Below are 25,201 nucleotides of genomic sequence, written 5' to 3'. Positions count from 1 at the left end.
CTTCCTCCTGCTTTGGGTTTGGTCCTAGGGTGAAGGAAGTACCCCGAGGGCGACACAGGAGACAACGTTCCGATGAGTGTGATGCAGCGCTTGAGTCTGATCTTCCGATCCAAGGCCAACAAGGCCCTCGACCGCGCCGAGGACCCGCGCGAGACGCTCGACTACAGCTACCAGCGCCAGCTCGAGCTGTTGAGCAAGGTACGCCGTGGTGTCGCCGACGTCGCGACCAGCCGCAAGCGCGTGGAGCTGCAGATCAAGCAGCTCGAGACGCAGTCGGCCAAGCTGCAGGGGCAGGCCGAGAAGGCCATCGCCGCGGACCGCGAGGACCTCGCCCGCGAGGCGCTGACCCGCAAGTCGGGCCTGACCTCGCAGATCCAGGACCTCCAGGGCCAGCACGCCAACCTCCAGGGCGAGGAGGAGAAGCTCGTCCTCGCGCAGCAGCGGCTGCAGACGAAGGTCGAGTCCTTCCGCACCCGCAAGGAGACGATCAAGGCCAACTACACCGCCGCCGAGGCGCAGACCCGCATCGGCGAGGCGATGTCGGGCATCGGCGAGGAGATGGGCGACGTCGGTCTCGCCATCCAGCGCGCCGAGGACAAGACCGCCCAGATGCAGGCCCGCGCCGGCGCCATCGACGAGCTCATCGCGTCAGGCGCCCTCGACGACGCGTCGTCCCTCAACTCCGGCGACGACATCGCCCGCGAGCTCGATGCCCTCAGCTCCACCTCCGACGTCGAGTCGGAGCTGGCCCGGCTCAAGGCCGGGAACAAGCCGGCCGAGATCGAGGCCGGCGATGACATCCTGACCCCGGAGAAGCAGGCCGTCGAGCGCGAGGCCAATGAAGGCGGCCCGGCATGATCGTCCGGATCCTCGGCGAGGGGCAGTACGACGTCCCCGAGGGCTCGGTGGAGGCGCTCAACGCCCTCGACGCCCCCGTCGAGGCGGCGATCGAGGCCAGTGACGAGGCCGCCTTCCGCCCGGCGCTGGAGGCCCTCCTCGCCGGGGTCCGCGAGCACGGCACGGCCCACGACGCCGAGAGTCTCGACGAGTCCGACCTCATCCTGCCGCCCGGCGACGCCACGCTCGACGAGGTGCGCGAGCTGCTCGGCGACGACGGCCTGATCCCCGGCTGACACAGCCGTGGCGCATTCCCGCTTCATCAAGGACACCGGCCTCACGGCCCGCATGACGCTGGTGATGTTCCTGCTCGGCGGGCTGTTCGTCGCGCTCATCGTGGGGCTCATGTACGCCTTCCCGAGCTACTGGTTCCTCTTCGGGATCGGCGGCATCGGGGTGGCGTTCTACCAGTGGTGGTCCTCCGACAAGGTCGCCATGCGGGCCATGCGCGCCCGCGAGGTGACCCCCGAGGAGGCACCCGAGCTGCACGGCATGATCGACCGGCTCTGCGCCCTGGCCGACATGCCCAAGCCCCGTGTCGGCATCGCCGACATGTCGATGCCCAACGCCTTCGCCACCGGTCGCTCGCCCGATCGGTCGGTCGTCTGCGTCACCACCGGCATCCTCCAGCTGCTCGACGCCGAGGAGCTGGAGGCCGTGCTCGCCCACGAGCTGAGCCACGTCGCCCACCGCGACGTGCTGGTCATGACCATCGCCTCCTCCGCCGGCATCGTGGCCGGCATGCTCACCCGCGGCGCCCAGTTCGGGGGCCTGTCCCGCGGTCGCGGCAACAACGGCGGCGCACCGGCCTTCCTGATCGCGCTGGTCGTCAGCCTCGTGGTCTACGCCGTCAGCTTCCTGCTGCTGCGCCTGCTCTCGCGCTACCGCGAGCTGTGTGCCGACCGCTCGGGGGCCTACCTCACGATGAAGCCGCAGGCGCTCGCCTCCGCGCTGACCAAGATCTCCGGGGGAGCGGGCGCCGTCCCGCAGCGCGACCTGCGCGCCAACAACGCGGTCAACTCGCTGTTCATCGTCCCCGCGGTGGCCGGCATCTCGATGAAGACCCTGACCGCGACCCACCCCTCGCTCGAGCAGCGCCTCGAGCAGCTCGCCCGCATCCAGGCCGAGCTCGGCCGCCCGCTAACCTAGGCGGGACGGAGCGGATGCGCTGGCTGGACGTGGTGACGGGACGCAACAAGCGCGTGGCCGACGACCTCGACGCGCTGTTCCTCGTCCCCAGCGCGGCGATCACCCTCCAGACGGCGGCCGGCCTCACCGCGACCGGCCAGGGCGCCGTGTGCTACCGCAGCGCCCCGGGCGCGGCGTTCGCGCAGACCCAGCAGGAGATGCAGGCGCTGATCGCCGGCGGACCCGACGCGCCGGCGGTGACGGTCAGCCAGGACGACTTCGGCTTCACCTGGCTGGTCGTCGACGGCGACCCCGACGACCTCGCGCGCCTGTGCACCGACCTGCACGCGGTCAACACCAGTCTCGAGGAGCAGGGCTTCGCCGGCGGCCTGCTCTGCTCGATGGTCGCCTTCACCACGCCGTCGGGCGGCAGGGTCGGGCTGGTCTACCTCTACAAGTCGGGCACCTTCTACGCGTTCGCGCCCACCGGGGAGCAGCAGCGCGACAACCTGACCGAGATCAGCGTGCGCGACCAGCTCGCCGCCGAGCTCCCGATGGAACCGGACCTGCAGAAGTGGCTCGCGCTGTGGAATGCTCCCGGACTGTGAGCACCCGTGATGAGCTCGTCTCCTTCGCGCGCCGATCGGCGCACGACCTCAACAACACCGTCGCGGCGCTGTCCATGGCCGTCGAGATCGCCCTCGACATGGCGCCCGAGGGCGACGAGGACATGACCGGGCTGCTGGAGCGGATCCACCGCAACGCGGTCAAGCTCGGCGAGACCGTCGACGGCCTCCCCGACCGGGCCCGCGAGTGGCCGCTCGAGGACGGCGACGCCTGACGCCGGCCCTCAGTCGCGGTGCGACTTGCCCGGCAGGTCGAGCATCCGCTGCAGCGCCACCAGGGCGTCGCGCTCGGTGTCGTCGTCGACGGTGATCTGGTTGACCACCTGGCCCGCCACCAACGACTCCATCGCCCACACGAAGTGGGGCAGGTCGATGCGGTTCATGGTCGAGCAGTAGCAGACGTTGCGGTCGAGGAAGACGATGTTCTTGTCGGGGTGGGCGTCGGCCAGCCGCTTCACGAGGTTGAGCTCGGTGCCGATCGCCCAGGACGTGCCGGGCTCCGCGGCCTCGATGGTCTTGATGATGAACTCCGTCGACCCGACGAGGTCGGCCTTGAGCACGACCTCGTGGGTGCATTCGGGGTGCACGAGGATGTTGATCCCCTCGTGCTTGGCCCGCAACTCGTCGATCACGTCCGCGGTGAAGCGGCCGTGCACCGAGCAGTGGCCCTTCCACAGGATCATCCGGGCGTCGCGCAGCTCCTCGACGCTGAGCCCGCCGTTGGGCTGGCGCGGGTCCCACACGACGCAGTCGTCGAGCGAGAAGCCCATCTTCAGCACGGCGGTGTTGCGACCGAGGTGCTGGTCGGGGAAGAACAGGATCTTGGCGCCGCCCTCGAGGTCGGCCTTCTGCTCGAACGCCCACTCCAGCGCCACGTCGGCGTTGGAGGAGGTGCACACGACGCCGCCGTTGCGCCCGCAGAACGCCTTGATGTCGGCCGAGGAGTTCATGTAGGTGACCGGCACGATGCTGCCCTGGATGCCGGCGGCCGCCATCGCGTCCCACGCGTCCTCGACCTGGCCGAGCCGAGCCATGTCGGCCATCGAGCAGCCGGCGGCCAGGTCGGGCAGGATCACCTTCTGCGAGTCGGCGGTGAGGATGTCGGCCGACTCCGCCATGAAGTGCACGCCGCAGAAGACGATGAACTCGGCGTCCGGTCGCCCAGCCGCGTCGCGGGCCAGCTTGAACGAGTCACCCGTGACGTCCGCGAACTCGATCACCTCGTCGCGCTGGTAGTGGTGACCGAGCACGAACACCCGCTCCCCGAGCGCCGCCTTGGCGGCCCGGGCGCGAGCCACGAGGTCGGGGTCGGAGGCGGCGGGCAGGTCACCCGGGCACTCGACGCCCCGTTCGGCGGACAGGTCGCGGCCCTTGCCGAGCGGGAGCAGCGGCAGGTCGATGGTGGTCATAGGGCCCATCCTAGGTCGGCCCCTCGCCGCCGACCGACGGGCGTGCAAGGGTGTGGACTCGGCAGGGGCGGGGCGTCAGCACCGCCGGGACGGGAGGGTCCTGATGGCACAACGAGGTGATGTGCTCGCGTTGGTGCAGGCGGGCGGTCAGGGCAGCCGGATGGACGTGCTGACCCGGGAGCGCGCCAAGCCCGCGTTGCCGTACGGCGGGGTCCACCGCCTCATCGACTTCGCCCTGTCCGGCCTGGTGCACGCGGACCTGTCCGACGTGTGGGTGTCGCTGGAGTACCAGGTCACCTCGATCGACGACTACCTCTCCGGCGGCCGACCGTGGAGCCTGGACCGCAACCGCGGCGGCTTCCGGCGCATCGTCCCGCAGACCGGCACCGGGCCGGCGACCGAGAGCGGCTTCGCGTTCGGCAACGGCGACCTGCTGCTGCGGATGTCGGCCGACATCGAGTCCTTCGGCGCCCGCACCCTCGTGGTCTGCAGCGCCGACCACGTCTTCAACATGGACCTCGCGCCGGTCATCGAGGAGCATGTCGCGCAGGAGCGGTCGGTCACGGTGCTGACGGCCGACGTCACGAAGAAGGACGCGTCCGACAACGTCGTCGTGCTGACCGGCCGGGGCGGGCGGATCACCGGCGTCGAGCACAAGCCGTCGCGGCCCTCGAGCGGGACGGTCGCGACAGAGGTCTTCGTCTACGACACCGCTGCCCTGCTCTCGACCCTCTTCGATCTGCGCGCCGAGCTCTCGGGCGACCAGGACGACGGCGACAGCGGCCTGGGTGACTTCGGCGAGCACCTGCTCCCGCGGCTCGTCGAGGGCGGGCGTGCCGCGGCCGTGCCGATGACGGGCTACTGGCGCGACGTCGGCCAGCCCGGCCTCTACCTCCAGTCCCACCGCGACCTGCTCGCCGGGAAGGTCGACGTGTTCGACCACCCCGACCGGCCCGTCATCTCCCACTGGCCCGACCGCCCGGCCGCCCGGGTGCGGGCGACCGGCTCGGCCTCCGACTCGATGCTCTCGCCGGGCTGCGACGTGGCCGGCGAGGTCGTCGGCAGCGTCCTCGGGCCGGGCGTCGTCGTCGAGAAGGGCGCGGTCGTGCGCGACAGCGTGCTGATGGAGGACTGCGTGGTCCGGGCGGGTGCCGAGGTGCACACCGCGGTGGTCGACGAGCGTTGCGAGCTGCTGAGGGGAAGCGCGATCGGAGCGGCGTCGAGCGCGCGGATCGCGCGTGACGAGGACGTCGTGCTCGTTGGCCGCGACTCCCGCGTCGGCGGTCCCGTGCCGCCGGGTGCCCGCCTCGAGCCCGGCACCGACACCCGCTGACCTGACGAGGGCTAGAGCATCGAGCCGTGGTGCACGTACGGCGACGGTGGAGCCATCCCGCGCAGGCACAGGTAGCCGCTCTGGTGCACCGACATCCGCGCGGCCAGCCCGACGTCGAGCGCCCACTCGTTGGCGGCCGTGACGTGGTGCACCGCGACGCTCGTGCCCGGTGCGGACGAGGCGAGCGCCTCCCACATGACGTCGCTCGCCGTACGCCGCGTGGTGCCCGCCACGAGGACGGGCGCGCCGTCCTCGGCGACGTAGGCGTAGGCGGAGCCGCTGGAGCGTTCGCAGACGATCAGCCGGAACTGCTCGAGCAGCACCTCGTGGTCGGAGAGGTGGGCGGCGCCGCGGGTGGCCCGATCGATCGAGTCGAGCAGGTGGATGTCGCCGGCGGACCCCTCCCGCACCCGGTCCACGACGGGGATGGCGCTGCGGTCGACGACGCCGGTGACGAACATCTGCGGGTGCAGGGTGAAGCCGGCCAGCCGGTAGCGGCGTACGGCGCCCGGATCCGCGCTCGAGGCGAACATGCCGCGCAGGCAGCCCCGGCCGTGGTGCATCGCCGCCGCCAGCAGCTGGGTGCCGACCCCCTGCCCCTGGTGCCCGGGCGTGACCGCGAACGAGGCCAGGATCCACATCAGCTCGCGCACGCGGGAGATGGCGCCGCCGACGACGACGCCGTCGACCTCCGCGACCCAGCAGCCCCCCGGATCGGTCCGGAGGGCCTGCCGGGTGCGGTTCATCCAGGCGCCGTTGCGAGACGGCGGGCGCGGCACCGGGTCGGGCCACGCTCGCTGGAAGGTGCGCTCGTCGACGGCGTGGTAGCTCGCGGCAGTGATCGCCGCCATCGCCTCGAGGTCGGACTCACGGGCCGGGCGGATGAGCGCCTGTGTCATGGCGGCCATCCTGCCCGGCCCGCCCGGACGGGCTCGCTCAGCCCACCGTGGCGAGCTCGGCGGCCAGCTCGGCGGCCAGGGAGCGCACGGCGCCGCGGTCGACCGGGCTCGGCGGGTCGAGCAGGCTGAAGGCGCTGTTGCCCTCCAGCAGGCCGTCGTCCATCGCGAGCCGGACGCCGAGGCGGCCGAGCATCGTCACCGACGCCCGGTTGCCGGGGTCGACGGTCGCCTCGAGGCGGGTGATGCCGTTGGCGCGGGCGACGGTGGTGACGGCGTCGACGAGCGCCGAACCGATGCCACGGCCCTGGTGGGCGTCGACGACCTCGAAGGCGATCTCGGCGGTCTCGGGGCCCGTGCGGACGTAGCGGCAGATGCCGACGGGCTCGCCGTCGGTCATCGCGACCCAGGCGACGTGGTCGCGGCCGTCGACGTCGGCGAGCGCTCGCCGCGCCGACCCGGACAGGCGCGGCGTCGGCACCAGGAATCGCTGCTGGCGCGACTGCGCGGAGAGGCCCTCGAAGACGGTCTCGAGGACGTGGATCTCGCCGCCGCGGAGGGGCCGCAGGATGACGGCCCCGCCGTCGGCGAGCCGGACCCGCACGTGGCAGGCGGGGCGGGTGGAGCATCGGGTGGAGCTGATGTACATGGTGGGTCCTCTGGTCGGTGGTGCTAGGTCGATGAGGCGAGCTCCAGCTCGCGGGCCATCAGCCGGTCGGGGCGGCTGGCGGAGGCACGCAGCTCCCGCTCACGGGAGCTGGCGAGTGCGGCGCTGAGGTTGGTGGACATGGCGACCTCCGGGTCGGTGGGTGGGTGGAGCCCAGACGTTCCCCGGCTGTCCTTCCGCCGGCCTTCCGTCGGTCTTCCGCCGGCCCGGACGCCCGGGGAAGGAACGGGGCAGGCCCGGGGAAGGTCGCCCGTCCAACCTCGTCGCCATGACCAGCACCTCGACCAGTCCCACCACCGGCTCCACGGCCGGCACCCGAGTCGGGACCACCGCCCGCCGTACGCGCACCGTCACCCGCCGCGACATCGAGCTCTTCACCGAGATCAGCGGCGACCGCAACCCGATCCACTACGACGACGACCTCGCCGCCGGCTCCCGCTTCGGCGGGATCGTCGTGCAGGGCGGCGTCACGTCCGGGCTGCTCAACGCGCTCGTCGCCGAGCAGCTGCCCGGCCCGGGCAGCGTCTTCCTCGAGGTCGCCTGGCGCTTCCTGGCGCCGGTGCGCCCGGGGGACGAGATCACGGCCAGCGCGACGGTCACCGCGGTCCGCGAGGACAAGCCCATCACCACGCTCGCCACGAGCGTCACGAACCAGGACGGCCTCGTCGTCCTCGACGGCACAGCCGTCGTCTGGCGCGACCCCTCGGTCGCCGCCCGACAGCACCACCACACCCACCCGGCCGGAGCCCCGGCCGCCACACAGGAGGAACCCGCATGACGATCACCACCGAGAACAGCCAGCTCAACGGGGTGGACACCACGACCCTGTTCGCGACCCGCGACGCCGTGAAGGAGACCCACGAGATCGCGAAGTTCCAGTTCCGCGCCCACAACGAGTGGGTGTCCGGGACGCACAACCGGTCCACGGTGTCGGGCTTCTACGGCGCGATGCAGGAGATGCAGCACGCCCAGGAGAGCGTCGTGGTCTCCGACCACCCGGCCGTCCTGGTCGGCGAGGACCACGGGCCGACGCCCGTGGAGTACCTGCTCCACGCCATCGCGGCCTGCCTGACCGGTGGCATCGCCAACATCGCGGCCGCCCGCGGCGTGCGCCTCACCAAGGTCTCCTCGGACGTCGAGGGGGACATCGACCTGCTCGGGATCCTCGGGCTGTCGGGCGGCTCCGTCCGCAACGGCTACGAGCAGATCAAGGTCACCTTCCACGTCGAGGGAGACGCCGACGACGAGACGCTGCGCGGCATCGTCGAGCAGGCCCGACGCCGCTCGGCCGTCTACGACGTGTTCACCAACCCCACGCCGGTCGTCATCGACGTGGTCACGGGCTGAGGCCCGCCCCACCCAGCGGCCGGCCGGTCTGCCCCGACCGGTCGGCCGCGCCGTACGAGAGGAACCCGCATGACCATCACCACAGGCGCCGTCGACACCGTCGTCATCGGCGCCGGCCACGCCGGCCTGGCCGTGAGCAGGCTGCTCACCGACGCCGGTCGCGACCACGTCGTCCTCGACCGGGGTCGCGTGGGCGAGCGCTGGCGCTCCGAGCGCTGGGACTCGCTGCACCTGCTCACACCCAGCTGGATGACCCGGCTGCCGGGCTGGGGCTACACGGGCCCCGAGCCGGACGGCTACCTCAGCGCCGGCGCCTTCGTCGGCCTCCTCGAGGCGTACGCCGCGTCGTTCCACGCTCCCGTCGTCGAGCGCACCACGGTGCTCTCGGTGGCGGCGACCGGTCAGGACGTGCGCCGCTTCCGCGTCGAGACCACCGCCGGGACCTGGCACGCGCGCCACCTCGTCCTCGCGACCGGTCCGCACGGCACCCCGATCGTCCCGGCGGCCCTGACCGGGCCACGCCGGGCGGAGGGGGTCGAGGTCGTCACCTCGAACGACTACCGCAACCCGGCGCGCCTGGCCCCGGGCGGCGTGCTGGTCGTGGGCGCCTCCGCGTCGGGGGTGCAGATCGCCGACGAGCTCAACCGCGCCGGGCGCGAGGTCACGCTCGCCGTCGGCCGGCACACCCGCATCCCGCGCCGCTACCGGGGCGTCGACATCTTCTGGTGGCTCGAGGCGACCGGCCGGCTGGCCCGGACCATCGACGAGGTGCCCGACCCCGAGGCCGCGCGACGCGAGACCTCGCTGCAGCTCGTCGGGCGCGGCGACGGCACCCGTGCCGTGCCGGACCTCGACCTCGGCACGCTCCAGGACCAGGGGGTCCGGCTCGCCGGCCGCCTGGAGGCCGTCAGCGGTCACCACGCGACCTTCCGCGACGACCTGTCCGCCACCGTAGCGGCGGCCGACACGGCGACGTACAAGCTGCTCGACAGCATCGACCGCTTCGTCGACCGGGCCGGACTCGCCGACCAGGTGTGGGGCGGGCGCTGGCCGCGGCCGGTGACCGTCCGCCCGACACCCGAGCGACTCGACCTCCGGGCCGCGGGGATCGCCACCGTCCTGGTGGCGGCCGGCTATCGCCCCGACCCGCTCCCGTGGCTGCACCTGCCGGTCACCGACGGCGAGGGCCGCTTCGTCCAGCGCCGGGGCGTCACGCCGGTCGAGGGCGTGTACGTCGTCGGCCAGCGCTTCCAGCACCGCCGCGACTCGGGCTACATCGACGGCGCCCGGCACGACGCCGAGGCCGTCGTGTCCCACCTCCTCGCCGCCTCCGACGACCGACGAGGCATCCGCACCATGAGTCAGGAGACAGCACTGTGAACAGCACCGTGAACAGCTACGACGTGGTCGTCGTCGGCGCCCGGGTCTCGGGCGCCTCGACCGCCATGCTCCTCGCCCGGGCCGGCCTGCGGGTCGCCCTGCTCGACCGCGGACGCCGCGGCAGCGACACCCTGTCCACCCACGCACTGATGCGCCCCGGCGTCGTCCAGCTGTCCCGGTGGGGCGTGCTGGACGGCGTCGTGGCCGCCGGCACGCCGGCCGTGCGGCGCACGGTCTTCCACTACCCGGACGGCGAGGACGTCGAGGTCGCGATCAAGCCGCGCCACGGGGTCGACGCGCTCTATGCCCCCCGCCGGCACCTGCTCGACCGGCTCCTGGTCGAGGCCGCCGAGGCGGCCGGTGTGCACGTGCTGCACGAGACCGCCGTGACGGCGTTGCGCCGCGACCCGACGGGCCGGGTGAGCGGTGTGTCAGCCACCGGACCCGGAGGTCGCACGGAGCTCGCCGCCGAGCTGACGATCGGCGCCGACGGCATCCGTTCCGTCGTCGCCGAGCAGACCGGTGCGGCGGTGCTCTGGCAGGGTCGTTCGGCCGGCGCGGTGCTCTACCGGTACGTCGAGGACGGCCCCGCTGACGCCTACGAGTGGGCCTACGGGGCGGGCGCCGCTGCGGGGGTGATCCCCACCAACGACGGCGCCGCCTGCGTGTTCGTGTCCACCACGCCACGACACATGCGTGCGCTGCGGCGCTCGGGCGTCGAGCACGCCATGACCGCCCTGATGAGGGAGGCCGGACCGAGCCTGGTCGAGCGGGTGCGCGACGCCCGCCCGGTGTCGGGGGTGCGCGGCTGGGCCGGTGTCCCGGGCTACAGCCGCCGGTCGTGGGGGCCGGGCTGGGCGCTGGTGGGGGACGCGGGCTACTTCAAGGACCCGATCACCTCGCACGGCATCACCGACTCGCTGCGTGACGCCGAGCTGCTCGCCGACCGCGTGGTCGCGGCGCTCTACTGCGACGAGCGGGAGGAGGACGCGCTTGCCGCCTACCAGGCCACGCGCGAGCGGCTCTCGCGCGGGCTGTTCGACGTGACGGAGGGCGTCGCGGCCTACGACTGGGACGCCGACGGCATCCGCAACCTCCTCCACCGGTTCAGCGCCTCGATGCGCGCCGAGCTCGAGCACCTCGACGGGCTCGCCGTGGCGACCTGAAGGCATCGACCCGGCCCCCGTTCCGGCGGTAGCGTCGGGTGGCAGCGCGGCTGGGAGGGTGCGATGCGAGTCGACATCAACCTGCTCGGGAGGTTCTCGGTCGCCGTCGACGACCGGCCCGTCGCCGCCCAGGCGTGGACCCGGCGCCACGCGGCGACCCTCGTGAAGGTGCTCGCCCTGCGCCCCGGCCGGCGGCTACCGCGCGAGCAGGTCATCGACCTGCTGTGGCCCGACCTGCTGCTCGACGAGGCGGCACCGCGGCTGCACAAGGCCGCCCACTACGCACGCTCCGCGCTCGGGGTGCCGAGCGCGGTGGTGCTCGCCGGCGACAGCGTCACGCTGCTGCCGGACGCCGAGGTGGAGACCGACGTCGCGCTCTTCGAGGCGGCGTCGGGCGAGTCCGCGATCGCGCTCTACCGCGGCGACCTGCTGCCCGACGACCTCTACGAGCCGTGGGCGGACGCCGAGCGGGAGCGGCTGCGGGTGCGCTACCTCGACCTGCTGCGCGCGTCCGGTCGCTGGGCCGACCTCGTCGCCGCCGAGCCGCTCGACGAGGAGTCGCACCTGCGGGTGGTCGAGGGACACCTCGACGCGGGGGACCGCGCGCTAGCCCTGCGCCAGCTCGACGCGATGGCGCGGCTGTGGCGCGAGGAGCTCGGCGTCGATCCCGGCCCCGCCGCGGCCGAGCTGCGCGCCCGGGTCGAGTCCATGTCGCCGTACGCCCCGGTGCGGCTCGTGCCCAACCGCAGCGCCACCCGCGTGCCGCGCCCCGCGACCCGGACCGTCGGGCGCGACCGCGACGTCGCGCGGGTGCTGGCCATGCTCGAGCGCCACCGCGTCGTCACGCTGCTGGGGATCGGCGGCGTCGGGAAGACCCGGCTGGTGGCCGAGGTCGCACAGGGCCATGCCGAGGCGACCGACCAGCGCACCTGCTACGTCGACCTGACCAAGGTCTCCGATCCCGGACTGGTCGCCGAGCTGGCCGTCCGCGAGCTCGGCATCCGGTCGGGGGAGAACCAGAACGTCGCGCAGATGCTGGAGGAGGCCCTGCACCGGCAGTCGATGCTGATCGTCCTCGACAACTTCGAGCACGTCCTCGACGCGGCCGACCTGGTCGCGCAGATGGTGCAGTGGTCCGACGACCTGCGGGTGGTGGTGACGAGCCGGGCCCGGCTGCGGATCGCGGGGGAGCAGGTCTACGAGGTGCACCCGCTCGCCGTCGACCGCGAGGCGGTCGCGCTGTTCGAGCAGGTGGCCACGGCCGTCGACCCGCGCTTCGACCTGTCGCGCCACCTCGCCGACGTGACCGCGATCTGCCGCTCGGTCGACGGGCTCCCGCTGGCCATCGAGATCGCGGCCGGCCACCTGCGGACGCTGACCCCGGCCCTGCTGCGTGAGCGCCTGGCCAGCCGGCTGGGGTCGAGCGCCGCGGTCGGACGCGACCTGCCCGGCCGCCAGCAGACCATCCCCGCGACGATCGACTGGAGCCTGCAGCTGCTCGGGCCGGACGAGCGGCGGCTGTTCGCCCGGCTGTCGGTGTTCCGCGGCGCGGTTCCGCTCGAGGCGGTCGAGGCGGTCTGGTCCGACGGCGACGTGGTCGACCCGTTGAGCGTGCTGGTCGACCACAGCCTCGTGCGTCGCACGACCGGCAACCGTGGCGAGCCGCGCTTCGCCATGCTCTCGCTGGTGCGGCAGCACGCGGCCCAGCTCCTCGACGACCCCGATCCGGTGCGCGACGCGCACGCGGCGTACGTCGCCGGCTACGTCGAGGACCTCTTCGAGCGGCGCTGGACCGATGCCGCCGACCGCTGGCTCGACGACATCACCGAGCAGCTCGCCGAGGTCCGCCTGGCCCACGACTGGGCCGCGCGGAGCGACGACCTGCCGCTGACGGCCCGGATCACGGCCGCGCTCGGCGCCTACTGGTTCCTCGAGGGGCACCACGCCGAGGGACGGCGCTGGGTCGACGAGATGGTGGCGCACGAGGACCGGCTGGAGCCGCCGGTCGTGGCCCGCATCCGGCTGGCCGCCGGGTTCCTGGCCTTCCCCCACGACCAGCGCGAGGCGCGGGTGCACTGGGAGCGGTCGACGGAGCTGTTCCGCCAGCAGGACGAGCCGCGGCTGCTGGCCTACTCGCTCGCCGTCTGCTCGGCGACCTACATCAGCGAGATCGAGCAGCACGACCTCGCCATGCAGGTCAACGACGAGGCGCTGGCGCTGGGTCGCCGTGTGGGCGGGCCGGCGTTGATCGCGCAGGTGCTGAACATCCGCGGCGAGCTGACGCGGGTCGCCGGGCACGACGCCCTCGCGGTCGCGGCCTACGAGGAGGGCCTGCAGATCTCCACGACCCTGGACGACGAGATGTACGTCAGCGTCTTCCTCTCCAACCTGAGCTACCTCGCCGAGCACCGCGGGGACTACGCCGAGGCGCGCCGCCTCACCCACCAGGCCCTCCGCATCTGCTGGTGCATCGGACGCCGGCTGATGGCCGCGTGGACGATCTCCCAGCTCGCCGGCCCCGAGCACGGACTGGGCCGTTCCGAGCTCGGCGCCGTCCTGATCGGCGCCGGTGACGAGGCGCTGCGGGTGCTCGGTGCCCGCCGCCATCCCGGCGACCGGCCCGAGCACGAGCGTGTCGTGGCCGGCATCCGGGCGGCGGTGGGCGATGCGGCGTACGAACGCCTGCACGCCGAGGGCGCCGCGATGTCGCTCGACCAGGCGCTGGCCCTCGTCCTCGAGGAGGACGAGGGCAGCGCGCTCGCGACCGGCTGATCCTCACGATCGCGTGGCGGAGCGGCGACGGAGCGGCGACGGCGTGAGCCGCCCGTGCGTAGGACAGGATGAGCCGCATGCGCGTGCTGATCGCCCCCGACAAGTTCGCGGGCACGCTGACCGCCGTCGAGGCGTGCGACGCGATCGCCGAGGGCTGGGCGCGGCGCGCACCCGACGACGCGCTCGACCTCGCCCCGATGGCCGACGGCGGGCCGGGGTTCGTCGACGTGCTGCACGCCGCGCTCGGCGGCGAGCTGCTCGCGATCACCGTCGAGGCGCCGCACGGTGAGCGTGTCCCGGCGACGGTGCTCTTCGTCGAGGACGTCGCCTACATCGAGACCGCCCAGGCCGTCGGGCTGCACCTGATGGACGGCGGCGCCGAGTTCGGGGACAGCTTCGGCGTGGGGGAGCAGATCGTCGCGGCTGTCGAGTCCGGGGCGCGCAAGGTCGTGGTCGGGCTCGGTGGGTCGGGCACCAACGACGGGGGAGCGGGCGTGCTGGCCGCGCTCGGCGCCACCTCCGACGGCATCCTCGACAGCGGCGCGATCGCGCTCGACACGGTCACCACCGTCGACCTCGGCCCGGCCCGCGAGCGGCTGGCGGGGGTCGAGCTCGTCGCGGCGACCGACGTCGACAACCCGCTGACCGGCCTGTTCGGCGCCACCAAGACCTTCGGCCCGCAGAAGGGGATCGAGGAGGACCGCATCGTCGAGATCGACGGCGTCCTCGAGCGCTTCGCGGCGGCCACCGATCGCCGTACCTCCCTGGAGAAGGGCGCAGGTGCCGCCGGCGGGATCGGCTTCGCCCTGCTCGCCCTCGGCGCCACCCGCGAGCCCGGGATCGCCCTCGTCGCCGAGCACGTCCGCCTCGCCGAGCGCGCGCGTGCGGCCGACCTCGTCGTCACCGGGGAGGGAGCCTTCGACTTCTCCAGCCGCTCGGGCAAGGTGCCCTACGGCGTCGCCGAGATCGCCGCCGACGCGCTGCGCCCGTGCATCGCCCTCGCCGGCCAGGTGCTCGTCGGCTCCCGCGAGATGCGCGCGCTGGGCATCGAGTCGGCCTACTCCCTGGTCGACCTCGTCGGCGAGGAACGCGCCTTCGCCGACCCCGCCGGCTCGCTCGCCGACCTCGCCGAGCGCACCGCCCGCACCTGGTCGCGCTGAGGCGGCTCGTCCCGTCGCGTCCCGTCACTCGTGCCGGAGCGCCTCGTGGGGGTGGCGGCAGATTGCGTCGTACGACGCCTTCCGGCTGCGATGTGCCGCCACCGTCCCGAATTGAATCGCGGGGGTGGCGGCAGATTGCGTCGTCCAGCGCCCGCCGACCGCAATCTGCCGCCACCGGGCGTCGACGGAGCGCACGGCGTCCACAGGTACGGCGCCAGTCCTCCCATCCACAGGGAGGTGCACGCGATCCTCCCGCGTGTCGGAGGAGTGGCCGAGCCTCGGCCGCATGACCGAAGCCACGATCTCTCGAGAAGACGGACCGATGGCGGGCTCGCCCGTTCGTGGACACCGTCGCGGCGTCGACTGGCACCAGGTGACGTACGCCGTGCATCGCGCCACAACCGACCCGGCGACCTCGGTCGAGTACCCGCCGCTGTGGTCCGCGGAGGACCTGGGCGGCTGGCAGCTGCTCATGACCGCGGGCGGGTGCTTCACCGGCCTGACGGCGCTCGAGCAATGGGGAGTCTCGCTGCCACCGGTTCCTGATGACTGCCCGATCTTCCTTGCGCTCGGCAAGAACGATCCGCGGCCGATGCGTGCTGGCGTCCACACGAGCCGCCACATCCAGCCTGTCGAGTTCGTGGACCGGCGAGGGCTGCGGATCGCCGTCCCTGCCGAAGCCATCGTGGCCGCTGCCCGCTGGCTCTCGTTGCTCGACCTGGTGGCCGTGCTCGACAGTGCACTGCACCTCGGCATCGTCGAGATCGACGAGCTGGTCACGATCAGTCGGAGCCGGCGGCCCGGGGCCACGGCCCTCAGACGCGCGCTCCCGCTGGTGGACGCGGCAGCCGAGTCCCTTCCCGAGACGCTCCTGCGCATCCTCCACGTCAGCTGCGGGGTCGAGGTCGAGACCCAGTGGGTGCTGGCGGACGAGCACGGGGTCGAGATCGCCCGAGCAGACCTGTGGCTCCAGGGGACCAGGTCGATCCACGAGTACGACGGCGCCGAGCACGAGAAGGCGCACCGCCGCGTCAAGGACCTGCAGCGCAGCCGGCGGATCGACAGGGCCGGTCACGTTCGCCGTGGCTACACCCTGGGCGACCTCCTGCACCGCGGGGTGACAGTTCTCGATGACATCGACCGTGCCGTCGGACGCACGCACGACCCCCGGCGGCTACAGCCGTGGCTCGAGCTGGTGCGACAGTCGCTGTACACGCCGTCCGGTCGGCGTTCCTCGCTCGAATCCCCAGCTGCCCGCCGCGACGCCGGAGCAGCGGCGCTTGACCTACTCGACGGTCCGGCTCTGTCGATTCCCCGCCACCTCGCGTTCGCCCACAGTGTGTGGCGGCGCATTGCGTCGTACGGCGCTCCGCGGCCGCGATGTGCCGCCACCCCCCGGATGCCCCCGGAAAGGGTGGCGGCAGATTGCGTCGTACGGCGCTCCGCGGCCGCGATGTGCCGCCACCTGGACTCGACGCGAGGCGCCACCGCAGGCCACGCGGGAGCTGGTCGCATCGGCTCGGGGAATATCCACCGGTGTGCGAGGATTGAGCCAGGCAACCGCCCGTCAATTCTTTTGGGAGCACCCATGACCGAGCAGCTCGACACGACCACCGACCGCCGCAGCGACCAGATCAACCTGAGCGATGTCGCTGCGTCGAAGGTCAAGAGCCTCCTCGAGCAGGAGGGTCGCGACGACCTGGCCCTGCGCATCTCCGTGCAGCCGGGTGGCTGCTCGGGCCTGCGCTACCAGCTCTTCTTCGACGAGCGCACCCTCGACGGCGACGTCACCACCGACTTCGACGGCGTGACCGTCGTCGTCGACCGGATGAGCGTCCCCTACCTCAACGGTGCGCAGATCGACTTCGTGGACTCGATCGAGAAGCAGGGCTTCACGATCGACAACCCCAACGCCACCGGCTCGTGCGCCTGCGGCGACTCGTTCCACTGATCCACACGACAAACGCCCCCGTCCGTCGGACGGGGGCGTTCGTCTGTCTCGACACCTGGGAGGGCTAGTCGAGATGCAGGTGGAGCGCGTTGGCGAGGCGGGTCGCCGCCTCGCTGATCGTGATCTCGCGCTTGGGCCGATCGGTCGGGAAGTCCTCGTAGCGGATGCTGGGCGGGGTGCTCGCGGCGGCCCGGGCGACGCGCTCGAGGCGCAGGTTGAGCCCCGTGGCGCGGCAGTCGGCCGCCAGCTCGGAGGCCGGCGCCAGCTCGTCGTGGACCAGGTGGGACGCGGGGTCTCGGGTCGTCATGGCTGCGACGCTAACGGCTACCGACAGGTATCCCGCGCCGTACCAATCGGTAGTTTCGCGCGTCCCCGAGGATGCGGGTCAGGGCCCGCCCGCGGGTACTGTTCGGCCGTGCCTCTTCTCATCGCCGGATCGATCGCGACCGACCACCTGATGTCCTTCCCGGGCAGGTTCTCCGACAGCCTGGTCGTCGACCAGCTCGACAAGCTGTCGGTCTCCTTCCTCGTCGAGGACCTCGAGGTCCGCCGCGGTGGCTGCGCCGCCAACATCTGCTTCGGACTCGGCAACCTCGGCCTGACGCCGGTCCTGGTGGGCGCCGTCGGCGAGGACTTCGCGGAGTATCGCGCCTGGCTGCAGCGCCACAACGTCGACTGCGACTCGGTGCACGTCTCCGAGACCCGGCACACGGCCCGCTTCGTGTGCACCAACGACACGGCCCACGCGCAGATCGCCAGCTTCTACGCCGGCGCGATGAGCGAGTCCCGTGAGATCGAGCTCAAGCCGATCGTCGACCGCGTCGGCGACCCCGACTACGTCCTGATCGGCCCCGACGACCCGCAGGGCATGCTCCGGCACACCGACGAGTGCCGCCAGCGCGGCTACAAGTTCGTCGCCGACCCCTCGCAGCAGCTCGCCTTCGGCGACGGCGACATGATCCGACCGCTGATCGACGGCGCCGAGATCCTCTTCTCCAATGAGTACGAGGCCAACCTCATCACCCAGAAGACCGGCTGGTCGGCCGACGAGGTGCTCTCCCGCGTCGGCACCTGGGTCGTCACGCTGGGCGCCGAGGGCGTCCGCATCGACCGCCACGGCGAGGCGTCGATCACCGTCGCCGCGGTGCCGGAGATCGAGAAGGTCGAGCCGACCGGCGTCGGCGACGCGTTCCGGGCCGGCTTCCTCGCCGCTCTCGGCTGGGGCCTCTCGCTCGAGCGCGCCGCCCAGCTCGGCTGCCTGCTCGCGGTCTACGTCGTCGAGCAGGTCGGCACGCAGGAATACGTCCTCTCGCGCGCGGCCTTCCTGGCGCGCTGCACGGCGACGTACGGCGCCGACGCGACCGCGGACTTCGAGCCGCACCTGAAGACGCTGCACCCCTGACGAGGACGCGCCACCGGCTGAGTCAGCTGACCCGGCGCACCAGGTAGCGCGGCACACCGTCGGCGGCGGTGTCCTCGCCGGCGAACTCCTGCCCGCGCAGCCGGCACCACGCCGGGACGTCGACCCGGGCCGCCACGTCGCGGGCGACCACCCCGATCACCTCGCCGACTTCGACGTCGGCGAGGTGCCGTCCGAGCTCGATGACCGGCATCGGGCAGCGCATGTCGCGGCAGTCCAGCTCGAGGGCGGGCGACGAGGTCACAGCCCCACCCGCGCCCGGAGACCGCCGACCACGTCGGGCAGCGCGTCGCAGAACGCGTCGACCTGCTCGCGGGTGGCGTCGCGCTGCAGCGAGAGCCGGACGTTGCCGTGGGTCAGCACGCCCATCGCCGCGAGCACGTGGCTGGGCGCGAGCGTCGAGGACGTGCAGGCCGACCCGCTCGCGATGCCGAAGCCGCGTCGGTCGAGCTCGTGGACCAGCGCCTCGCCATCGACGTACAGGCACGAGAAGGTCACGAGGTGGGGTAGCCGGTCGACGGGGTCGCCGACGACCTCGACGTCGGGCACCTCGGCCGCGACCCGGGCGCGCACGACGTCGACCAAGGCGTGCTGGCGCGCGTTGACCTCGTCCCGCTCGGCGACCACCGCCTGGAGCGACGCGGCGGCGGCGAGGATCGCGGGGACGTTCTCGAACCCGGCCGTGCGCTCGTCGACGCGGTCGTCCTCGGGGAAGGGGTTGCGCCACCGGGCGCCCTTGCGGACCAGCAGCACGCCCACGCCGGCCGGTCCGCCCCACTTGTGCGCCGAGCCGGCCGCCGCGGACCAGCCGCGGGGGAGCGGCAGCCGCCCCATCGAGGCGCAGGCGTCCATGAAGAGCGGGACCGCGGATTCGACCGATCCCACGGGCTGGAGCGTCCCGACCTCGTGGTTGGCGCTCTGCACTGCCAGCACCGCCGCGGTGGACGGCAGGACCGCAGGGTCCAGGCGTCCGACGGTGTCGACCGGGACCGACAGCGGCGTGCCCGCCCATCGGGCGGCGTGCAGGACCGCGGAGTGCTCCACGGCCGTGTGCGCGATCGGCAGCCCCTCGCGCAGGCCCCGCTGCGCGAGGCCGAGCAGCCCGCGGTGGACCGCGTCGGTTCCGGTGGCGGTGAAGCTCACCTCGTCGGGGCGTACGTCGAGGGCGTCGGCCGTCGCCTCGCGCGCGTTGTCGAGCAGGAGGCGGGCGTCGCGTGCGGTCGCGTGCAGGCGGCGAGGGTCGGCATACCCCCGTTCCAGCGCGGCCAGGAACGCATCGCGAGCGGCCGGGTGGAGGGGTGTCGAGGACGCGGCATCGAGGTCCCTGCTCACGGGGCGAACCTAGACCATGCGACATGGGCGCCGGTGGCGAGAACGTGTCGGGCACGACACCCGACCCGCCAGCGCCATCGGGCGTGAATGACGTTACTGTTGGCAGGTGTCGAGACTGGACCTAGAGAGAGGCTCGTTCGTGGGTCTGCAACTCCCCAAGCGGGCAGCGGCGCCAGCGCGCCGGCTTGCCACGGGTGCGCTCCTCGCGGCGACCCTGCTCTTCCTGAGTGCGTGCGACGCGGCCGACAAGGACCAGATCGCCCGCCTGGCCATGCCGGAGCCGGCGACCAGCCAGTCGCCCGCCACCTTCGAGCTCTGGAAGTGGGCCTGGGTGGCCGCGATGGTCACCGGCGTGATCGTCTGGGCCCTGATCTTCTGGGTCGTGGTGAAGTACCGCCGCCGCAACGACGACGAGATCCCCGTGCAGACGCGCTACAACCTGCCGCTCGAGATCTTCTACACGATCGCCCCGATCATGATGGTGATCGTCTTCTTCTACTGGACCGTCAACGTCCAGAACAAGATGATCAACATCGAGCCCGAGCCGGACGTGACCATCGAGGTCGTCGGCCAGCAGTGGCAGTGGACGTTCAACTACGGCGTCGGCGACCCGACCGGTCCGGCGACGCCCAACTACGACGACAACGACTACCGCTACGACGACTACGTCTTCACGGTCGGGGACGGCGACACGATCCCGACGCTGTGGCTCCCGGTCGACCAGCTCGTGCAGTTCAACCTGCACTCGCCCGACGTGATCCACGACTTCGGCGTGCCGAACTTCCTGATGAAGATGGACGTCGTCCCGGGCCGGATCAACAAGTTCCAGGTCACCCCGACGCAGATCGGCACGTACGAGGGCAAGTGCTACGAGCTCTGCGGGGTCGACCACTCGCGGATGCTCTTCAAGGTCAAGGTGGTCAGCCAGGAGGACTACGACGCCCACCTCGCCGACCTGGCGGAGCAGGGCGACGAGTCCACGGAGCCGCTGCTCGGCGGTGCCAACGTCCGGACGCAGGCCGGGCTCGACGACGAGACTGAAGGGGGCTCCGAGTGAGCACCGCGACCGCGGCCGCCGCCGCACAGGTAGAGCGCAAGACCCTGGGCCAGCAGCTGGTCCGGATCATGACGACCACCGACCACAAGCTGATCGGGAAGATGTACCTCATCACCTCGTTCAGCTGGTTCATGGTCGGTGGCCTGATGGCCATGCTGATCCGCTCCGAGCTGGCGTTCCCGGGCAACCAGGTCGTCAACGACGAGCTCTACAACCAGCTCTTCACGATGCACGGCACGATCATGCTGCTGCTGTTCGCGACCCCGTTGTTCTTCGGCTTCGGCAACGTGATCATGCCGCTGCAGATCGGCTCGCCCGACGTGGCGTTCCCGCGCCTCAACATGTTCAGCTACTGGCTGTTCCTCTTCGGCGGCCTGATCGCCGCCTCCGGCTTCCTGACGCCCGCGGGCGCGGCCGACTTCGGCTGGTTCGCCTACACGCCGCTCTCCGACGCGGTGCGCTCGCCCGGCGTCGGCGGTGACCTGTGGATCATGGGCCTGTGGATGGCCGGTCTCGGCACGATCCTCGGTGCGGTCAACTTCATCACCACGATCATCTGCATGCGCGCCCCCGGCATGACCATGTTCCGGATGCCGATCTTCGTGTGGAACACGCTGATCACCTCGCTGCTCGTGCTGATCGCATTTCCGATCCTGGCCGGCGCGCTGCTCTCGCTCGAGGCCGACCGGCTCTTCGGCGCCCACGTCTTCGACCCCGTGCACGGCGGGCCGATCCTGTGGCAGCACCTGTTCTGGTTCTTCGGCCACCCCGAGGTCTACATCATCGCGTTGCCGTTCTTCGGCATCGTCTCCGAGATCCTTCCGGTCTTCAGCCGCAAGCCGCTGTTCGGGTACGTCGGCCTGGTCGGCGCCACGCTCGGCATCGCGATCCTCTCGGTGGCCGTGTGGGCCCACCACATGTTCGTCACCGGCGCGGTCGACCTGCCGTTCTTCTCCGGCATGACGTTCCTGATCGCCGTGCCCACCGGGGTGAAGTTCTTCAACTGGATCGGCACGATGTGGGGGGGATCTCTGTCCTTCGACACCCCCATGCTGTGGTCGATCGGCTTCCTGACCACCTTCCTCTTCGGTGGCCTCACCGGCGTCATCCTGGCCAGCCCGCCGCTCGACTTCCACGTCTCCGACTCCTACTTCGTGGTGGCTCACTTCCACTACGTCGTCTTCGGCACCGTGGTCTTCGCGATGTTCGCCGGCTTCTACTTCTGGTGGCCGAAGATGACGGGCCGGATGCTCGACGAGCGCCTCGGCAAGCTGCACTTCTGGCTGCTGTTCGTCGGCTTCCACACCACCTTCCTCGTCCAGCACTGGCTGGGTGTCGAGGGGATGCCGCGTCGCTACGCCGACTACCTGCCCGAGGACGGCTTCACCACCCTCAACCAGGTGTCCACCATCGGCGCCTTCCTGCTGGGTGCCTCGACGCTGCCGTTCCTCTACAACGTCTTCGTCTCCCGCAAGGCGCCGCTCGTCGGCGTCGACGACCCGTGGGGCTGGGGCCGCTCGCTGGAGTGGGCCACCAGCTCGCCGCCGCCGCGCCACAACTTCCTGTCCATCCCGCGCATCCGCTCCGAGTCGCCGGCCTTCGACCTGCACCACCCGGAGATCGCGCTGCTCGAGCTGCACGAGAACGACGCCGAGCGCCGCGGCGAGGTCGCGGACGCGCCCGAGGTGCACGGGCGTGAGGAGATGCTCGAGGACCGCATCGAGGGCCACCTCGTCGACGGTGACCTCGACAGCCACGCCGACAACGACGGCAACACCCAGGGGGAGACCCGATGAAGCACGAGACCTGGCTGTTCGTCATCTGCACGGTGTTCCTGGTCCTGGTGACCCCGGCCTACTGGCTGATCACCGGTGACTGGACCGGCACCTCCGCGCTGACGATGACCACCCTGCTGACGCTGATGGTCTCGCTCTACCTCGGCGTCCACGCCGCGCGCATGGACCCCCGCCCCGAGGACCGCAAGGACGGCGAGATCGCCGACGGCGCGGGCGAGCTCGGCTTCTTCCCGCCCTACTCGTGGTGGCCCCTGTGGTGCGCCATGGCCCTGGGCACGGTGGTCTTCGCGACCGCGATGGCGGCCTGGTGGCTGTTCATCATCGGCGGCGTCATCGGCGCCGTGACGCTGAGCGGCTGGATCTTCGAGTACTACCGCGGCGAGCACGCCCACTGAGCCGACGCGCGTACGGCGACGGGTGGCCGTGACCCGATCGTGACCTGTCCGTGACGTAGTGCACGGGCGGCGCGTCGTCGAGGAGTGGGTCGCGCGCCCAGCCCGGGGTTACGCTGAGGATCGCTCATCTTTGATCTTCCACGGGGGTTCCAGCTCATGTCGGCACGTCTCCGCGCCATCGGCGCCGCACTGCTCCTGACGGCCTCGCTGGCCGCCTGCGACGCGGCCGGCAGCGCCGGAGGGTCCGCCGATGCCGACGGATCCTCCAGCGGATCGACGGAGGCCACCGAGCAGGCCGCGCCGGTGAAGCCCGTCAAGATCACCGCGACCGCGTCCGACCTGCGTTCGGTGAACATCGCCCAGCCGCTGCGGATCCGGGCCGCCGAGGGCACGCTCGAGGGCGTCGACGTGACCGCCAAGGACGGCACCCCGCTCCAGGGGGACGTCAAGGGCGAGGCGTGGGTGCTCTCCTCGCGCCTCGAGCCCGGCACCGACTACGTCGCCCGGGCGCGCGCCACCCGCAGCGACGGCGAGTCCGTGACCAAGGTCCTGCGCTTCCACACCGAGGACCTGACGCTGGCCGAGCAGGCCTACCCGTCGGTGGCCCCGCTGGCGGGCGAGACCGTAGGTGTCGGGATGCCGGTCGTGGTGAAGTTCGACCTCCCGGTCACCGACAAGGCCGCCTTCGAGCGGCACATGACGGTCACCACCACGCCGGCGCAGGCGGGCTCGTGGCACTGGTTCAGCGACACCCAGGTGCGCTACCGCCCGAAGACGTACTGGCAGGCCGGCACGGACGTCTCCGTCGACCTCGACCTCAACTCGATCCCGGCCGGCAACGGCATCTACGGCCAGGAGAGCCGCCGCGTCGACTTCCACATCGGCGACGCCAACGTCTACAAGGTCAACGCACAGACCCACCAGATGCAGGTGTTCTCCAACGGCACGCTGCTGCGCACCATCCCGATCACGACGGGCAAGGCCGGGTTCACCACCCGGTCGGGCACGAAGGTGATCAGCGAGAAGTTCGCCGAGAAGCGGATGAACTCCGAGACGGTCGGTATCTCGAGCTCCGACCCCGAGGCCTACGACATCGACGACGTCCAGTGGGCGATGCGGCTCACCGACACCGGCGAGTTCATCCACGCGGCACCGTGGTCGGTCGGCTCGCAGGGCTACGCCAACGTCTCCCACGGCTGCACCGGCATGTCGACCGAGAACGCGGCCTGGCTCTACGCGATGACCAAGCGCGGCGACGTCGTGGAGTACACCGGCACCGACCGCTACATGACCCTCGACAACGGGTACGGCGACTGGAACGAGGACTTCGCGGCGTACAAGGCCGGCTCAGCGCTCGGCTGAGACCGTCTCGCGCCCCGCCAGCAGCTCGCGCACCCGCGGCGCCACCTCGGTCCCGTAGAGCCGGATCGTCTCCATCAGGTGCTCGTGCGGCATCGTGCCGTTGCTGTACTTCAGGTCGAAGCGCGACAGCCCCAGCTCGGTGACGGTCCGGGCGATCTTCTGCGCCACCGTCTCGGGCGAGCCGACGAAGAGGGCACCGTGGTCGGCCTCCGCCTCGAACTGCTCGCGGGTGGCCGGCCCCCAGCCGCGCTCGGCGCCGATGCGGTCGCGGTTGGTCTTGAAGTGCGGGAAGAGGAGGTCGCGGGCCTCGCGGTCGTCCTCGGCGACGAAACCGGGGGAGTGCACGCCGATCGGCAGCTGCGGGAGCTCGAGCTCGGTGAGGGCGCGACGGTAGAGATCGGCGTACGGCGCGAAGCGACCCGGCGCGCCGCCGATGATGGCGAGCATCATCGGGATCTGGTGGCGCGCGGCGCGCAGGACGGACTCGGGCGAGCCACCGACGCCGACCCACGCGCTCAGCCGGCCCTTCTGCGTCGTCGGGTGGACCTGCGTGGGCTGCAGCGGCATCCGGGTCCGGCCCTGGAAGGAGACCGGACGCTCCTCGCGCAGCCGCGCGAACAGCGCGAGCTTCTCCTCGAAGAGCACCTCGTAGTCGGCGAGATCGAGGCCGAAGAGCGGGAACGACTCGGTGAACGACCCGCGGCCCAGGGTGACCTCCGCGCGGCCGTTGGTCAGTGCGTCCAGCGTGGCGAAGCGCTCGTAGACCCGGATGGGGTCGTCGGAGCTCAGCACGGTCACCGCCGTGCCCAGGACGATGCGCTCGGTGCGCGCGCCGGCCGCAGCCAGCACGATGTCGGGGGCCGACACGGCGAAGTCGTCGCGGTGGTGCTCGCCGACGCCGAACGCGTCGACGCCGACCTGATCGGCCAGGACCGCTTGCTCGACGACGTTGCGCAGCACCTGATGGTGGGGGAGCAGGGAGCCGTCGGCGTCATGGGTGACGTCACCGAAGGTGTCGAGTCCGAGCTGCACGTCCATGGGGTCCTCTCCGCACACATTGGTTGATGGTTCAACGAAGAGGGCGGGCGTCTGATTCCGGGGACGGAG

25 protein-coding genes are annotated in these 25,201 nt (G+C 71.8%); 18 read left to right on the top strand and 7 right to left on the bottom strand.

From position 1 onward, the window contains the following. Positions 1-72 precede the first annotated feature (72 nt). Genes C7S10_RS12925 through C7S10_RS12905 form a run of 5 tightly spaced genes read left to right on the top strand, consistent with a single transcriptional unit; the run spans position 73 to position 2,866 of the window. The gene (locus C7S10_RS12925) at positions 73-858 is read left to right on the top strand and encodes a PspA/IM30 family protein (protein WP_108344846.1); all 786 of its coding nucleotides are present in this window, start codon (positions 73-75) and stop codon (positions 856-858) included. After that, positions 855-1,133 (top strand): PspA-associated protein PspAA, encoded by a 279-nt coding sequence (gene pspAA, locus C7S10_RS12920; RefSeq protein WP_108344845.1) that lies wholly within the window; start codon positions 855-857, stop codon positions 1,131-1,133. The genes C7S10_RS12925 and pspAA overlap by 4 nt, the downstream gene beginning before the upstream one ends. Before the next feature lie 7 nt (positions 1,134-1,140). Then, positions 1,141-2,046 (top strand): zinc metalloprotease HtpX, encoded by a 906-nt coding sequence (gene htpX, locus C7S10_RS12915; RefSeq protein ID WP_108344844.1) that lies wholly within the window; start codon positions 1,141-1,143, stop codon positions 2,044-2,046. Positions 2,047-2,060: 14 nt separating this feature from the next. Further along, positions 2,061-2,633, top strand: a complete 573-nt coding sequence (gene pspAB, locus C7S10_RS12910; RefSeq protein WP_108344843.1) for a PspA-associated protein PspAB — start codon at positions 2,061-2,063, stop codon at positions 2,631-2,633. Continuing rightward, positions 2,630-2,866 (top strand): hypothetical protein, encoded by a 237-nt coding sequence (locus tag C7S10_RS12905; protein WP_108344842.1) that lies wholly within the window; start codon positions 2,630-2,632, stop codon positions 2,864-2,866. The genes pspAB and C7S10_RS12905 overlap by 4 nt, the downstream gene beginning before the upstream one ends. Positions 2,867-2,875: 9 nt before the next feature. Here C7S10_RS12905 and nadA read toward each other — a convergent pair whose 3' ends face one another. Then, a complete protein-coding gene (gene nadA / locus C7S10_RS12900) occupies positions 2,876-4,060 on the bottom strand; it encodes a quinolinate synthase NadA (protein WP_108344841.1) in 1,185 nt (394 codons plus the stop codon). A 103-nt stretch (positions 4,061-4,163) separates the two neighbouring features. On the opposite strand from nadA, the gene C7S10_RS12895 reads away from it, so the two are divergent. Further along, positions 4,164-5,393, top strand: coding sequence for a glucose-1-phosphate adenylyltransferase family protein (locus C7S10_RS12895; protein WP_165807141.1), 1,230 nt, complete (start codon positions 4,164-4,166; stop codon positions 5,391-5,393). Between the two features lie 11 nt (positions 5,394-5,404). Here C7S10_RS12895 and C7S10_RS12890 read toward each other — a convergent pair whose 3' ends face one another. Both C7S10_RS12890 and C7S10_RS12885 read right to left on the bottom strand, forming a co-directional pair. Continuing rightward, positions 5,405-6,292, bottom strand: coding sequence for a GNAT family N-acetyltransferase (locus tag C7S10_RS12890; protein ID WP_165807140.1), 888 nt, complete (start codon positions 6,290-6,292; stop codon positions 5,405-5,407). Between the two features lie 37 nt (positions 6,293-6,329). Then, positions 6,330-6,938, bottom strand: a complete 609-nt coding sequence (locus C7S10_RS12885; RefSeq protein WP_108344838.1) for a GNAT family N-acetyltransferase — start codon at positions 6,936-6,938, stop codon at positions 6,330-6,332. A 286-nt stretch (positions 6,939-7,224) separates the two neighbouring features. Between C7S10_RS12885 and C7S10_RS12880 the strand changes: the two genes are divergently transcribed. The 7 genes from C7S10_RS12880 to erpA all read left to right on the top strand — a co-directional run bounded on the left by C7S10_RS12880 (position 7,225) and on the right by erpA (position 16,732). After that, positions 7,225-7,734 (top strand): MaoC family dehydratase, encoded by a 510-nt coding sequence (locus C7S10_RS12880; protein WP_108344837.1) that lies wholly within the window; start codon positions 7,225-7,227, stop codon positions 7,732-7,734. Continuing rightward, positions 7,731-8,303, top strand: coding sequence for an OsmC family protein (locus C7S10_RS12875; RefSeq protein ID WP_108344836.1), 573 nt, complete (start codon positions 7,731-7,733; stop codon positions 8,301-8,303). Before C7S10_RS12880 ends, C7S10_RS12875 begins: the two co-directional genes overlap by 4 nt. 69 nt (positions 8,304-8,372) lie before the next feature. Further along, a complete protein-coding gene (locus C7S10_RS12870; protein ID WP_108344835.1) occupies positions 8,373-9,683 on the top strand; it encodes a flavin-containing monooxygenase in 1,311 nt (436 codons plus the stop codon). Further along, on the top strand, positions 9,680-10,849 hold the full coding sequence (locus C7S10_RS12865) for an NAD(P)/FAD-dependent oxidoreductase (RefSeq protein WP_207769362.1): 1,170 nt from the start codon (positions 9,680-9,682) through the stop codon (positions 10,847-10,849). Before C7S10_RS12870 ends, C7S10_RS12865 begins: the two co-directional genes overlap by 4 nt. A 63-nt stretch (positions 10,850-10,912) precedes the next feature. Further along, complete coding sequence (locus tag C7S10_RS12860) at positions 10,913-13,621, top strand: ATP-binding protein (protein WP_108344834.1); 2,709 nt, start codon at positions 10,913-10,915, stop codon at positions 13,619-13,621. A 77-nt stretch (positions 13,622-13,698) separates the two neighbouring features. After that, entirely contained in the window at positions 13,699-14,781 is a 1,083-nt protein-coding gene (locus tag C7S10_RS12855) for a glycerate kinase family protein (protein ID WP_108344833.1), read from the top strand. Between the two features lie 1,588 nt (positions 14,782-16,369). Next, positions 16,370-16,732, top strand: a complete 363-nt coding sequence (gene erpA, locus C7S10_RS12845) for an iron-sulfur cluster insertion protein ErpA (RefSeq protein ID WP_108344993.1) — start codon at positions 16,370-16,372, stop codon at positions 16,730-16,732. A gap of 64 nt (positions 16,733-16,796) precedes the next feature. On the opposite strand, the gene C7S10_RS12840 is transcribed toward erpA, so the two are convergent. After that, positions 16,797-17,039 carry a hypothetical protein gene (locus C7S10_RS12840; protein WP_108344831.1) on the bottom strand — a complete coding sequence of 81 codons (243 nt, stop codon included), beginning with the start codon at positions 17,037-17,039 and terminating at the stop codon, positions 16,797-16,799. A gap of 108 nt (positions 17,040-17,147) precedes the next feature. Between C7S10_RS12840 and C7S10_RS12835 the strand changes: the two genes are divergently transcribed. Beyond that, positions 17,148-18,134, top strand: a complete 987-nt coding sequence (locus C7S10_RS12835) for a carbohydrate kinase family protein (protein WP_108344830.1) — start codon at positions 17,148-17,150, stop codon at positions 18,132-18,134. Between the two features lie 22 nt (positions 18,135-18,156). On the opposite strand, the gene C7S10_RS12830 is transcribed toward C7S10_RS12835, so the two are convergent. Beyond that, positions 18,157-18,396: a sulfurtransferase TusA family protein gene (locus C7S10_RS12830; protein WP_243395353.1), complete on the bottom strand. Its 240-nt coding sequence runs from the start codon at positions 18,394-18,396 to the stop codon at positions 18,157-18,159. Further along, positions 18,393-19,484 (bottom strand): cysteine desulfurase family protein, encoded by a 1,092-nt coding sequence (locus C7S10_RS12825; RefSeq protein WP_108344829.1) that lies wholly within the window; start codon positions 19,482-19,484, stop codon positions 18,393-18,395. The genes C7S10_RS12830 and C7S10_RS12825 overlap by 4 nt, the downstream gene beginning before the upstream one ends. Before the next feature lie 139 nt (positions 19,485-19,623). Here C7S10_RS12825 and ctaC point away from each other — a divergent pair, with 139 nt between their 5' ends. The 4 genes from ctaC (at position 19,624) to C7S10_RS12805 (ending at position 24,094) form a co-directional block, all read left to right on the top strand. Beyond that, positions 19,624-20,541, top strand: coding sequence for an aa3-type cytochrome oxidase subunit II (ctaC, locus tag C7S10_RS12820; RefSeq protein WP_108344828.1), 918 nt, complete (start codon positions 19,624-19,626; stop codon positions 20,539-20,541). Next, the gene (gene ctaD / locus C7S10_RS12815) at positions 20,538-22,337 is read left to right on the top strand and encodes an aa3-type cytochrome oxidase subunit I (RefSeq protein ID WP_480241879.1); all 1,800 of its coding nucleotides are present in this window, start codon (positions 20,538-20,540) and stop codon (positions 22,335-22,337) included. Before ctaC ends, ctaD begins: the two co-directional genes overlap by 4 nt. Further along, positions 22,334-22,732, top strand: a complete 399-nt coding sequence (locus tag C7S10_RS12810) for a cytochrome c oxidase subunit 4 (protein ID WP_108344827.1) — start codon at positions 22,334-22,336, stop codon at positions 22,730-22,732. Before ctaD ends, C7S10_RS12810 begins: the two co-directional genes overlap by 4 nt. Positions 22,733-22,888: 156 nt before the next feature. Next, positions 22,889-24,094 carry a L,D-transpeptidase gene (locus C7S10_RS12805; RefSeq protein WP_108344826.1) on the top strand — a complete coding sequence of 402 codons (1,206 nt, stop codon included), beginning with the start codon at positions 22,889-22,891 and terminating at the stop codon, positions 24,092-24,094. Here the strand turns inward: C7S10_RS12805 and C7S10_RS12800 are convergent. Then, a complete protein-coding gene (locus tag C7S10_RS12800; RefSeq protein ID WP_108344825.1) occupies positions 24,080-25,132 on the bottom strand; it encodes an LLM class flavin-dependent oxidoreductase in 1,053 nt (350 codons plus the stop codon). The genes C7S10_RS12805 and C7S10_RS12800 overlap by 15 nt on opposite strands. Between the last annotated feature and the right edge of the window lie 69 nt (positions 25,133-25,201).

This window comes from Nocardioides currus (assembly GCF_003057875.1).
GTDB classification, from domain to species: Bacteria; Actinomycetota; Actinomycetes; order Propionibacteriales; family Nocardioidaceae; genus Nocardioides; species Nocardioides currus.
Note: the sequence above shows the minus strand (reverse complement) of the source record. Positions and strands in the feature narration are given on the sequence as shown.